The following is a 13,709-nucleotide window of genomic DNA, read 5'->3' as shown; positions in this document are numbered from 1 at the left end:
ATAATTTTAACCTTATATATGAAACGATTACTCATAATTCCTTTATTGCTGATTGCATTTATTGCAGGAGCGCAAAATGGTGACAAACTCTTCACATTGGAAGATGTGACTTTAAACGGAACGTTTAATGCTCAATCGGTTTATGGTTTGCGTTCGATGAACGATGGCTTGCATTACACCATTTTGAAAAATGGGCAACGTGTTGAAAAATATGCTTATGCTACCGGAAAACTGATAGAAGTTTTATTTGATCTGTCAACAATTGACAATTCGAAGATTAAGCGAATTGATAGTTACCAATTTTCATCAGATGAGAAGAAACTTTTGCTGGCAAGTAATCGAATCAATATTTATCGACATTCTTATTCGGCTGAATTTTTTGTTTACGACAGAGAGAATAAGAAACTAGAGGCACTATCTTCAGGACGTCAGCAGTTGGCTGATTTTTCACCTGCAGGCGATCAGGTTTGTTTCTTTCGAGAGAATAATTTATTTATTAAAGATTTGAAGAGCAATAAGGAGAAACAATTCACCTTTGATGGCAAATACAATCACATTATCAATGGCTCACCAGATTGGGTTTACGAAGAAGAGTTCTCTTTTAGTAAAGGTTTTCAATGGTCTCCCGATGGCAAGCGTATTGCTTTTATGCGTTTCGATGAATCTCGTGTGAAACAGTTTAATATGACTGTTTTTAAAGGCAGATACCCGGAGAAGAAAGCCAATGCCTTATATCCCGAAAACTACACCTTTAAATACCCCAAGGCGGGTGAAGATAACTCAGTGGTGAGTATTCATGTTTATGATTTGGCTTCGGATAAAATTAAGACGATGAATGTGGGTGAGGAGACCGATCAGTACATTCCCAGAATCAAATGGACACGCAATCCTGAAGTGTTGAGTCTGGTTCGCATGAATCGTCATCAAAACCATTACGAACTCTTGTTTGCAAATGCCCAAACGGGTGAGACCAAGTTGATCTACGAAGAGAAGAATAAGGCTTGGATTGATGTGAACGACGATTTGACTTTTACTGAGGATGGAAAATCGATCATTTTAACGAGTGAGAAATTGGGTTTCAATCACATTTACCTTTACGATATAGAGGGCCATTTTAAGCGCCAAATTACCAGTGGAGATTGGGATGTAACTCAGTTCCTGGGTTATGACGAGGCGCACAAGCTTTTTTATTACCAGGCTGCAGCCGTTTCGCCTCTGCAACGTGAGATTTATTCGGTTGATATAAAAGGAAAACGCACCCGAAAAATGAGTACAGATGTCGGAACGAATTCGGCTGTTTTCAGCAAAGGATTCAAATATTACATCAATTATTTTTCGAATACCAAGACACCAACTTTGGTGACTTTACACAATGCCAAAGGCAAGCAAATTCGTGTGCTTGAAGATAATGCAGACTTGAAAATGAAAATGGCCGCTTATCAATTACCACAACGAGAGTTCTTTTCATTTAAAACTTCTGAAGATGTGGAATTGAATGCCTTTATGATTAAGCCCACGAACTTTGATGCTTCGAAGAATTACCCTGCACTATTGACTTTCTATGGAGGTCCGGGATCGCAGCGTGTTTTAGATCGTTACCGTTTTGAGTGGTTCGAATATTTGGCTCAGGAAGGTTTCGTGGTGGTTTGTGTTGATAATCGAGGAACAGGTGCTCGCGGGGAAGCTTTTAAGAAATGTACTTATATGCAAATTCAGAATTTGGAAGCTATAGACTTGATAGAAACCGGTAAATATATGGCTGGTTTGGATTATATTGATGGTAGTAAAATCGGTGTGTTCGGCTGGAGTTTTGGTGGTCAAATGTCCTCGCTTTGTATGTTCCGCGGAGCCGATGTTTTTTCGGCGGGAATTGCTGTAGCGCCTGTAACCACTTACCGTTACTACGATAGCATTTATTCGGAACGTTACCTTCGCACACCACAGGAAAATTCTGAAGGCTACGATAAGTATGCACCGATTTCTTTTGCCGATCAGCTGAAGGGAAAATTCCTATTGATCCACGGGACATCAGACGATAACGTGCACTTGCAGAACAGTCTTGAGTTAGCTGAAGAATTGGTTCAGAACAACAAGAAATTCCAAATGCACTTATACACCAATCGAAATCATGGTATTTATGGAGGTAAAACTCGTTTGCACCTTTATGGAATGATGACTGACTTTTTAAATGAGAATTTGAAATAGGGACTATTATAAGTTAGGGTTTGGATAACTACTAATAGAGCCTAAAGTCTCTATCGTGATAACCTGGAGTATGGACGCGAAAGTGGCTGATGCTCCAGGTTTATTGGTTTATCGAAGTTGGATATGAGTGCTATTGGTTCTATGATTTCTCATGAGAGTATAAAAGCAGACTCTCAAATTTGATTGTCTGGGGATGATCCCTGTCTCTGTTATGATTTAAATTATTAATAGACTGGATAGCATTTTACTCACACCAAATACCTATTGGGAGTTCTGTGATTATGTATATTGTATTTTAAGCTTATTTAACAAACACTTTAAATATATTAATAAGATAATATTTAGATTTATATTGTTTGATTGTCTTTCATCATAGCCCAAGTAAGATTGGTTTATAAAAGTATGTAAAAACGACCTTATAAGTTTAGTTAAATAGTTATCTAAATATAATCTGATGTTTAAAAATATTTTATTGCTTTTGCTAATTTGTTCTCCTTTAGTATTAAAAGCTCAGAAGAGTGGTAAGTTTACTTTTATTGAAAGAGCCATGCTTCAAATTTCTGATTCCTCAACTTCTTCTGTACAAGATATTGCTAATTATGTCAACTTGAAATTTCTTACACAAAAGCAAAAGGCAAGAGCAATTTTCTTTTGGATAGCTAAAAATATTGATTATGATTGTGATAATATGTTTGTGAATTCAAGCTCGAAAAGTGAAGATATTCTTAAGGTTAGGAAAGGAGTTTGCCGTGATTATGTGAATTTATATTCGGCTATTGCATCTAAAGTAGGGATCAGGACCTATGTTGTTACAGGGTATACAAAGAAATATAGTCAAGTACTTTATAGTCCACATGCATGGTGTGCTTTAATGATTGACTCAATATGGTATTTGACTGATCCAACTTGGGGTGCTGGTTATATAAAAGATTTTCATTTTGTAAAGGAAATAGATAATAATAATTTCATGGTGAGACCTGACCGCTTTATAAAAACCCATATTCCCTTTGATCCTTTGTGGCAATTTTCGAATTACCCAATTACAAAAAGAGAGTTTCAAAAAGGAAAATCTAAATCCCCAAAAAGGGTGTTTTTTAATTTTGTTGACACTCTTAAAGTTTTCGATAATCAGAATGAAATCCAGCGATTAACAAATACTAGTATTAGAATAAAATCCAATGGAATAGCAAGTTATTTAGATTTAGATAATCTTAATCATCTGAACTTTTCTATAAAAGAGTATTATGATAAGCTAAATGAAGGGCAGTATAACTTAGCTTTAAAGTATTATAGCGAGGGAGTACATTTGTTAAACGAATATATCGATTATCAAAACAAATACTACTTGCCATATAAAAGTGATTCAGAAATAAAAAAGATGCTTGACAATATTGAAGGAGAATTAAATTTAGCGCTTTCTCACTTAGAGCAGGTTAAGAATTCTTCTTCAACCTTAAAAATAAACAAGAATAATTTATTGAAATCGATTAGAAGAGTCAATGATAATTTAAAGATTATAAAGGAAAAGTTAGATAAATATCTTGAAATTGCAAGGATATACAGAAAATCATTATCTCACAATATTAAAATAAAACCAAATCATAAATAACAACCTAACGAAAGATAAAGTGTGTGAAAATTTAAGGGAGTTTTTTGAAATATTAATTGAAATGTTTTAAATCCGAGATATTAAAATATGAATATCTATTTTCATTTGCGTGGAATTAATCCCACACTTTTTTTTATTTCATTTGAATAGTCATTAACTTAGTTAGGAAATAAGTTTAATAGCTATTATTTCCTTCGATATGGATGATTCCTATCTCATCAAACTTAAAGGCTTCATTTGGATTCTTATCTTTCTACTGGCTCTCTTCAGTAGCCTACATCTTATTGCCCAGGATGACGAAACCTGTATGATGTGTCATGACGATCCTTATATTGTTAGAGAAGGGAATGTTAAAAAACAATCGGTTTGGGTTGATCATCCGCTCTTACTTAAATCCATTCATAAGGATGTGACCTGTATTTCGTGTCATCCTGAAGCAGCTGTTGGGGATGATTGGCCACATCCCGCAAAAATGAAAGCTGTAGACTGTGGGACTTGTCATGAAGAGGCTATGGCTAAATTTAAAGAGGGGGTTCATGGTAAAGCTCTTGCCCGAAACGCAAGATATGCTCCCGATTGCAGGGAATGTCATGGATGGCATGATATTTTGTCCCATTCTAATCCTGATAGTCGGACTTATAAAATGAACATTCCCATTCTTTGTGGAAAGTGCCATCGCGAAGGTGCTCCTGTGACCCGAACTTATAAAATTACCGAGCATAATATTTTAGAAAATTACAGTCAGAGTATTCATGGTAAGGGGCTGTATAAGAGTGGTCTGATTGTGACAGCTACCTGTAACAATTGCCACGGGAATCATTTGATTTTACCTCACACGAACCGACATTCCAGCATTTCACTCAATAATATTGCTGCAACCTGTATGAAATGCCATGCAAGAATCGAACAGGTCCATACCAAGGTGATAAACGAAGAACAGTGGGAGAAAAGACCGGGGGCCATTCCAGCTTGTACCGATTGTCATCCGCCTCATATTGTTAGTATCCAGAATATTCTTGAAACAATTTCTGATCGTTCATGTCTGGAGTGCCACGAAAAGGAAGAAATACATAAAGTGGTTGGTTTGGATACCATTCCTCTCCAGGTTGATGTGAATCTTTTGACAAGTTCAGCCCACAACAATATTACCTGTGTGAAATGCCACTCCGATGTTTCTGCCAGAAAGAAACGACCTTGTGAGACTGCTGGTAAAGTGGATTGTTCTTCTTGTCATGCGGAGATATCTGAGATTTATGTCATAAGTGGGCATGGCGTCGCACATCTCGAAGGGAAAGAATCTGCGCCTTACTGTACAGATTGTCATGGGAAGCATCTGATTAAAACTAAAAAGGATGAAACGTCTCCTGTTTATCGTCTTTCCATACCTGCACTTTGTGGAGGTTGCCATCGTGAAAATGGCAGGGCAATTGCGCAAACGACTCTTAAGGAAGTGGATGCTTATCACGACTATTCTTCAAGTGTACATGGTAAGGGTATGATTAAAAAGGGGCTTTTGTCGAGTGCCGTTTGTACCGATTGCCATACCACTCATTTTATGCTGAAAGATAGTGACGAAAGATCTTCGGTTTACCCTAAAAATATACCAGCAACCTGTGGGACTTGTCATAGGGGCATTTACAATACTTACATCAAGAGTGATCATAGTATAGTGAATGATAAAGGGAAGGAAAAATACCCGACGTGTACGGTCTGTCACTCGGCTCATCTGATATCCGAGATTGATAAGGATAAATTTATGCATGAAATCACCCATCAATGTGGTCTCTGTCACAAGCGTTTGTCGGATACTTATATGGAAACCTACCATGGAAAAGCTTATCAGCTTGGCTATTTACAGGCTGCTCGTTGTTCCGATTGTCACGGAGCCCATTCTGATATGAACGTTAGACATCCGAATTCTGCAGTAGGTTATAACAATATAGTAGCTACTTGCCAGAAATGTCATGAAGATGCCAATATGGGATTTACAGGTTTTTTGACGCATGCCACTCATAATAATCGGGATGAATACCCCGTTTTATATTACACTTTTTGGAGTATGTCTTCCTTGTTGATTTTTGTTTTCGGATTCTTTGGTCTGCACACCTTGTTGTGGTTACCTCAATCCTTAAGGGAGAGAAGGAAACGGAAACTGCATAAACCCAAAGGTAAGGCGGTTTATATACGACGTTTCACCGATAGTCAGCGATACACACACATCTTTGTTATTCTAAGTTTCGTGATTTTGGCTTTAACAGGAATGATGCTGAAATTTGCTAATATGCAATGGGCCAGATATCTGGTTGACTTATTGGGAGGTGTTGAGACAGCAGGAATTTTGCACCGTATGGGGGCTGTTGTGACATTTTCTTACTTTGTTTATCATTTGTATAGTTTGTTACTGAACAAGCGCAAAATGGGAATGAAGTGGTCTGCCTTTATATTTGGTAGACATTCTCTCATGTTCAATCGCCAGGATCTTAAAGATTTTTGGGCAAGTGTAAAATGGTTTATTGGAATAGGGAAGCGTCCGGAATATGGACGATGGACCTATTGGGAAAAATTTGATTATTTTGCTGTTTTTTGGGGCGTTGCAATTATTGGTTTTACAGGTTTAATGTTGTGGTTCCCTGAAGTTTTCACCAAATTTCTACCGGGATGGTTGATCAATGTTGCCCAAATCATTCATAGCGACGAAGCATTGCTAGCCGTGGGTTTCATTTTTACCATTCATTTCTTTAATACCCATTTCCGTCCCGAATCATTTCCAATGGATACGGTGATCTTTACAGGGCATGTTTTGCTCGAAGACTATAAGAAAGATCGGCCAAGAGATTATCAAGAACTCAAGAGTTCAGGTAAGTTGAAAGAACAAATTGTTGAAATGGAAATCACAAAGGAAAGAAGTCGATCTGTTAAACTCTTTGGTTTCTTATTCCTGTTTATTGGATTTCTATTAATTGCTCTAATTATCTATTCACTTCTTTTTGGTGTTAAGTAGAGGATTTAAAGTCCTGGTTATCGTATTCTGCTCTGATAAGCATAAAAGTCAGACTGCGACCAGGATCTGTTTTGACCTGCCTTTAGTACTGATTTTATCAGATATCAGAAGCTTTCTCTTTAGAAATGAATTAGTAAAACACCTTAAAAAATCGTATCTTAAAGAGAATGCAAAAAAATGAAAAATGGTATCGAAAGTACACCAACTAGATCATATCGCTATTACGGTAAAATCGCACATGCTTTTAAAGCAACTCTTAAAAGTGAGTCCGGTTTTAGAAGAAATTATGCATCACGCCAAAAATTCAACCGAAGCCTTGGAGGGAGTTAGGAACTGGGTGCTCGAAGAATTGAAAAAACACAAGGAAGCCTATCTGTTTTATAAAGGGGAAGTCAAAGGTCGGGAAGCTTATGAGAAATTAAATTGGCGTGATTTTGCAGCCATCAGAATACTCGATTATATTGATAATGCGGGCCGTGAATTTGATGATCCCAATATTGGAGGAGAAAAGGCCGTCAGTAATCCTATCAAATTAATTTGGCTCGCTGTTAATTTCGGAACGGGTGGGGCAAAACCCTATTTTTTCAATGATATGCTTTATTTGTTTCGTCAGTTTTGTGGCGATTACAAGCGCGAAATGCCAAGCCGTAAAAAACTTGAAGAGTGGATGAATCGTTGGAGTACAGGGCTTGATCCCCGAATAATAAAACTCCGGGAAGAAAATCGGGAACGTATTATTAAGGTTCTGATTGAGAAAATTGATTCTGGCGAGATAAAAAGTAACAGGTATGTGTTTCCCCCCAACTTGAGTGATGAGCAAAAATATTTTTTGATGCTTAAATGGTGGGATGATTACAGGTTTCACCTAAGTTTTGCCGTTCGTTCTCCCGATTTGTTGAACGAGTTATTGGATGAATCTCTCGATCCCGATTCTATGAAGATTCTTTACGAAGCAGAAAAGAAAGGCATTCCCTTTTTCGTTAATCCCTATTATTTATCCTTGCTTCATGTTCGCGTCCCCTATTTTGCCATTGGTGCCGATTTGGCAATCCGGTATTATGTGGTGTATAGCCAGCAATTGATTGATGAATACGGCCATATTGTGGCCTGGGAAAAAGAAGACTTGGTTGAACCCGGAAAACCCAATGCCGCAGGTTGGATTTTGCCATCGAGTCATAATATTCATCGTCGCTATCCTGAGGTGGCTATCCTAATCCCCGATACTATGGGACGAGCCTGTGCAGGGCTTTGTGCCTCCTGTCAACGCATGTTCGATTTTCAGCGAGGTAACCTGAATTTTAACCTCGACAAACTAAAACCCAAAGAAAGCTGGCCTGATAAACTAAATCGTTTGCTGGAATATTTCGAATTTGATTCTCAATTGCGTGATATATTAATTACTGGTGGCGATGCTTTTATGTGCTCGAATCTATCTTTAAAACAAATTTTGGATGCCGTTTATGATATGGCCTTACGAAAAAAGAAAGCGAATGAGAAACGTCAGGATGGAGAGAAATATGCTGAGATTTTAAGAGTTCGTTTGGGAACAAGAATACCTGTCTATCTACCTCAAAGAATTAGCTTAGAGTTTGTGCAGGTTCTGAAGGATTTTAAACACAAAGCATCGAAATTGGGCGTGAAGAAGTTTATTGTTCAAACGCATTTTGAATCGCCCATGGAGCTTACACCTGAAGCACGTGAAGCGGTGCGTTTGTTAAATAGTGCAGGATGGACTGTTACCAACCAACTGGTATTGACTTCGGCAGCATCGCGTCGGGGGCATTCAGCAAAACTCCGCCAGACACTTAATGAGATAGGGATTTTGAATTACTATACTTTCAGTGTAAAAGGTTATATGGAAAACAGTTTCAATTTTGCCACAAATGAGCGATCGGTTCAGGAGTTAACCGAGGAAAAGAGAATAGGGCAAGTTCCGCCTGAGTATGAGGATGCAATAAGTGATTTTCCAAGTCATGCAGAGGTCTTGGTTGATAATATTCAAAATTTAATGCGAAAAGCAGCTTTACCCTTTCTTGCTACAGATAGGAATGTACTGAACTTGCCTGGAGTAGGAAAGAGTATGACTTTCAGAACGATTGGGATCACACGTTATGGGCGAAGAATATTGGAATTTGAGTTGGATAAAACACGTGCTCATAGTCCGGCTGTGCATGAGATGGATAAGGTGATTATTATTGAATCAAAGTCTATAGGAGAATATCTAAACCAGTTGGAAGAAATGGGAGAAGATATTGCCGATTATGAAAGTATATGGGGCTATTCCATTGGGGAAACCGAACCCCGAATGAGTCTGTTTGAGTACCCCGAATACGATTATAAACTAACCGATGAGGTGACTAATTTGGGAGAGATAGAATAAGTTTTTTTTAGATGAATAAAAATACTGCTGGGGGATAAGTACTTCGGCTTTTTGTCCCAATAATGATAGGAAAGTAATTTCCTCTTGAGTTTGTCATATTTATCGTCTATGCTTACATGATATTGAATTTGAAAAATGATTAATCTCTATTAATTTCATCAGTAAGAAAAGCTGTGAAAGTAATATGAATTAGAAAATGTTCTGAAAATAAGAAAGCCCGTAAATACTGGTGTTTCCTATTCTTATTTAGATTTTTTTTAGAGGATGAAATCAGGTTTGGGAATCGTATGATTTGGAAATAAAAGATTTTATAAGCTATATTTGTCGCATAGATTTGTCAGCGTAATCAGATCGAAAGAGAGATTGTAAAGGTTCGTTGACAAGATTAAAACAAAAGGATTTCAATAAATTAGTTAGGAATCTGCAAGTAGAAAAAACAATATGCAATTGAATACAACTATTATTATCAACGTCATTATTCGCGTCCTAATTGGACATGAATCGAGGTTGTGCATATTAAACTAAACGAAACAAGTTTTACAAAATATTCTAAGCCTCTTCCGAAACGAAGGGGCTTTTTTTTAGATCAGATTATTGTATGTTATCAAGTAAGCTAGTCATTATTATCATTATTATGGTCATCGTCATTATTAGAATGAGGATGAGGGAAAGCGTGCACACACAATAATTCGAACTAACGAAATTATGAGCGCTCTTCCCGAAACGGAAGAGCGTTTTTTTTGCTTCGGCTCCGCTTAATAAGCGATAACAGACAACTGATAACCAAGATTAGGACAAATAACTTAACGATTAACCAAGATGTATAAAAATCAATTACGCAGCAGCCAAACCACCGAGGGCAGACGCATGGCAGGAGCCAGAAGTCTTTGGCGTGCCAATGGCATGAAAGAAGAGATGTTTGGGAAGCCTGTAATAGCCGTAGTGAACTCATTTTCGCAGTTTGTTCCGGGACATGCACACCTGCAAGCTGTTGGACAGATGGTGAAAAAACAGATTGAGAAGTCGGGCTGTTTTGCTGCCGAGTTCAATACCATAGCCATTGACGATGGTATCGCCATGGGCCACGACGGCATGTTGTATTCACTACCATCCCGCGAGCTGATAGCCGATAGCGTGGAGTATGTATGCAACGCACACAAGGTGGATGCCATGATCTGCATATCGAACTGCGACAAGATTACACCGGGTATGATGATGGCTGCTATGCGATTGAATATCCCAACCGTTTTTGTGTCGGGTGGACCTATGGAAGCTGGTGAATCGAGGGGCGAAAAGCTCGATCTGGTTGATGCCATGGTTAAAGCCGGCGACGATAGCGTAAGCGATGAACGTCTTCAGGAAATTGAAGAATCGGCTTGCCCAACCTGTGGATCATGTTCCGGTATGTTCACCGCGAATTCGATGAATTGTCTGAACGAAGCCTTGGGATTGGCCTTGCCTGGAAACGGAACTATACTGGCAACTCATAAGTTGCGTAGAGCCCTGTTTCTGGATGCTGCAGATTGTATTGTGAAAATAACTGATGCTTACTACAGGCAGGGCGATGCTTCGGTTTTACCCAGATCAATTGCTACCCGTGAGGCTTTCAAGAATGCCATGACTTTGGATATTGCCATGGGTGGTTCAACCAATACGGTACTTCATCTTTTGGCTATTGCCAATGAGGCCGAAGTTGATTTTACAATGAAGGATATGGATGACTTGTCGCGCCGAACGCCTAATCTGTGTAAGGTGGCGCCCAATTCGAATCAATATTATATAGAAGATGTGAACCGTGCAGGTGGCATCATGAGCATATTGGCTGAACTTGCAAAGGCTGGACTTCTAAATACTGATGTGACTCGTGTTGATCAGAAAAACTTAAAGCAAGCACTTATGGAATATGATCTGACAGCCGAAAGCCTGACTGAAAAAGCCAGGATGATTTATTATGCTGCACCGGGTCGTCAAGGTCGTAACCTAAGTTTTGCTTCCCAAGATTCCCAATACAAGCAGGTGGATACGGATAGAGAAAAGGGCTGTATCAGAAGCATCACCAATGCCTATTCTCAGGATGGTGGATTGGCGGTTCTCTTCGGAAATATTGCCCCTGATGGTTGTGTGGTGAAAACAGCCGGAGTGGCAGACGAAGTTTTCAATTTCAAAGGTAAAGCCAAGGTGTATCACTCACAGCGTGATGCTTGTGAAGCCATTCTTACCAAGCAGGTAAATGCAGGCGATGTGGTAGTTATTAAGTTCGAGGGCCCATCAGGAGGTCCAGGTATGCAGGAAATGCTTTATCCAACCTCTTATCTGAAAGCGATGGGATTGGGAGCCCAATGTGCCCTGATTACTGATGGCCGCTTTTCGGGAGGAACCTCGGGATTATCAATTGGACATGTTTCACCTGAAGCTTCTGCTGGTGGAGCTATTGCCCTGATTAAAGAAGGGGATGAAATTGAAATTAGCATTCCCAATCGCCGTCTGAACATTTGCATCTCGGATAAGGAATTGCAAGCCCGAAGAAAAGAAGAAGAGGCCTTTGGTGACAAAGCGTTCACACCACGAGGCAGAGAACGAGTCGTATCGAAAGCTTTACAAGCCTATTCAAAATTGGTCAGTTCTGCAGATAAAGGAGCTGTACGTCAATTATAAATTAAGGTCAAAGATATTCAAGGATAAAGTTGATTAGATGGTCTGATGATGTGAGGATAAACGATTCACAAGGATCATTGACAAATAACTAACAAGATGGAAGTAGCAACAATAACTCAAAATACGAATACCATGACTAAAGCCACAGAGCATTTATCTGGTGCAGAAATATTGGTTCGAAGTCTGGTAGAAGAAGATGTGGATAGCATATTTGGTTATATCGGAGGGGCGATTATGCCGGTGTACGATGCCTTATATGATCATCAGGATGAACTGCAGCATTATCAAGCGCGCCACGAGCAGGGGGCAACTCATGCGGCGCAGGCTTATGCGCGAATCAGTAAGAAGCCTGGTGTTTGTTTCACCACTTCGGGGCCGGGAGCGACTAATGTTTTAACCGGATTGGCTGATGCCTATCTGGATTCAACTCCACTTGTGATCATTACCGGACAAGTAGCCAGTGGCTTTTTGGGCTCGGATGCCTTTCAGGAAACCAACATGATTGGTTTATCTATGCCGGTTACGAAGTGGAATTTTCAAATTACCAAAGCTGAGGAGATTGCTGAGGTGATGGCCAAAGCTTTTTATATAGCGCGCTCAGGGCGTCCGGGGCCTGTCTTGATTGATATCACCAAGGATGCACAGATTGCAACGGCAGATTATAAGTATAAAAAGTGTGAGTTTATCCGTTCTTATCAGCCCACGCCCAAGTTAGATATGAGCCAGATTGAAGCCGCAGCCGAATTGATCAATAATGCGAAGAAACCTTTACTGCTTGCTGGTCAGGGTATCTTATTGTCAGGGGCTGAAAAGGAGTTGAAAGCATTTGTTGAAAAGACTCAGATTCCGGTGGCATGTACCCTTTTGGGCTTGTCTTCTTTCCCAACAGATCATCCTTTGTATGTGGGCATGTTGGGCATGCATGGGAATTACGGACCCAATAAAAACACCAACGAATGCGATGTGTTGATTGCTGTGGGCATGCGTTTCGACGATAGGGTAACAGGTGATACCGCGAAATATGCCAAGCAGGCTAAAATCATTCATATCGATATTGATCGGTCGGAACACAATAAAAATATTAAGGTTGATGTGCCGATATTGGCTGATGCCAGACAAGCTTTGACTGCCTTGAATGAACTGGTTAGTGGAAAGTTTAAATCCGAGTGGATGAAGAGTTTCAGTGATTTTTATCAGCTTGAATTTGATAAGGTGATCAGGAAACAAGCTTATTCGGATAGGGAGCAGATTAATATGGCAGAAGTCGTTCGTTTGGTGTCGGAACAAACCCATGGTGAGGCTGTATTATGTACCGATGTGGGACAGCATCAGATGGCGTCGGCTCGCTATTATCAATTTAAAAAACCGAATACGCAAATTACTTCTGGTGGTTTGGGAACCATGGGGTTTGGATTGCCGGCAGCCATTGGTGCTCAAATTGGAGATAAAGAGGCTACGGTTGTTTCCATATCGGGAGATGGTGGTTTTCAGATGACTTTGCAGGAATTGGCTGTGATCAGACAATATAGTTTGCCGGTTAAAACCATTGTACTGAATAATTCATTTCTGGGAATGGTTCGACAGTGGCAGGATCTGTTTTTCGATCAACGTTTCTCGTGCACCCGATTGGATAATCCGGATTTTGTGAAAATTGTTGAGGGCTACGGCATACAAGCCAAAAGAGTTAGTAAGCGAGAAGATTTGGATGCAGCCATTAAAGAAATGCTGGAATCACCCAATGCCTATTTTCTTGAAGTTGTTGTTGAAACCGAATCGAATGTACTACCCATGATCGCACCGGGAGCGGCTGTTTCTGATATGAGACTGGAGTAAAGTTGATAAGTCTAGAGTTTGAAAAG

General features: G+C 39.5%; 6 protein-coding genes. All 6 read left to right on the top strand.

All coding sequences use genetic code 11. The annotated features are described in order from the left end of the window. Window positions 1-18: 18 nt before the first annotated feature. The 6 genes from EV201_RS07120 (at window position 19) to ilvB (ending at window position 13,683) form a co-directional block, all read left to right on the top strand. Complete coding sequence (locus tag EV201_RS07120; protein WP_130306915.1) at window positions 19-2,205, top strand: S9 family peptidase; 2,187 nt, start codon at window positions 19-21, stop codon at window positions 2,203-2,205. Between the two features lie 454 nt (window positions 2,206-2,659). After that, window positions 2,660-3,814, top strand: coding sequence for a transglutaminase domain-containing protein (locus tag EV201_RS07115; RefSeq protein ID WP_130306914.1), 1,155 nt, complete (start codon window positions 2,660-2,662; stop codon window positions 3,812-3,814). A gap of 199 nt (window positions 3,815-4,013) precedes the next feature. Then, entirely contained in the window at window positions 4,014-6,815 is a 2,802-nt protein-coding gene (locus tag EV201_RS07110; RefSeq protein WP_130306913.1) for a cytochrome c3 family protein, read from the top strand. Window positions 6,816-6,999: 184 nt separating this feature from the next. Then, the gene (locus tag EV201_RS07105) at window positions 7,000-9,195 is read left to right on the top strand and encodes a KamA family radical SAM protein (RefSeq protein WP_130306912.1); all 2,196 of its coding nucleotides are present in this window, start codon (window positions 7,000-7,002) and stop codon (window positions 9,193-9,195) included. A gap of 819 nt (window positions 9,196-10,014) precedes the next feature. Further along, the gene (gene ilvD / locus EV201_RS07100) at window positions 10,015-11,850 is read left to right on the top strand and encodes a dihydroxy-acid dehydratase (RefSeq protein WP_130306911.1); all 1,836 of its coding nucleotides are present in this window, start codon (window positions 10,015-10,017) and stop codon (window positions 11,848-11,850) included. A 96-nt stretch (window positions 11,851-11,946) separates the two neighbouring features. Beyond that, window positions 11,947-13,683: a biosynthetic-type acetolactate synthase large subunit gene (gene ilvB / locus EV201_RS07095; protein WP_130306910.1), complete on the top strand. Its 1,737-nt coding sequence runs from the start codon at window positions 11,947-11,949 to the stop codon at window positions 13,681-13,683. Window positions 13,684-13,709 lie beyond the last annotated feature (26 nt).

This window comes from Ancylomarina subtilis, assembly GCF_004217115.1.
Taxonomy (GTDB): domain Bacteria; phylum Bacteroidota; class Bacteroidia; order Bacteroidales; family Marinifilaceae; genus Ancylomarina; species Ancylomarina subtilis.
This window is presented reverse-complemented; position numbering and strand designations above follow the sequence as displayed.

Bases quoted from the DNA above. Each gene is read 5' to 3' on its own strand.
- EV201_RS07110 (WP_130306913.1), top strand. From the start codon at position 4,014: ATGGATGATTCCTATCTCATCAAACTTAAAGGCTTCATTTGGATTCTT.
- ilvD (WP_130306911.1), top strand. From the start codon at position 10,015: ATGTATAAAAATCAATTACGCAGCAGCCAAACCACCGAGGGCAGACGC.
- EV201_RS07105 (WP_130306912.1), top strand. From the start codon at position 7,000: ATGGTATCGAAAGTACACCAACTAGATCATATCGCTATTACGGTAAAA.
- ilvB (WP_130306910.1), top strand. From the start codon at position 11,947: ATGGAAGTAGCAACAATAACTCAAAATACGAATACCATGACTAAAGCC.
- EV201_RS07115 (WP_130306914.1), top strand. From the start codon at position 2,660: ATGTTTAAAAATATTTTATTGCTTTTGCTAATTTGTTCTCCTTTAGTA.
- EV201_RS07120 (WP_130306915.1), top strand. From the start codon at position 19: ATGAAACGATTACTCATAATTCCTTTATTGCTGATTGCATTTATTGCA.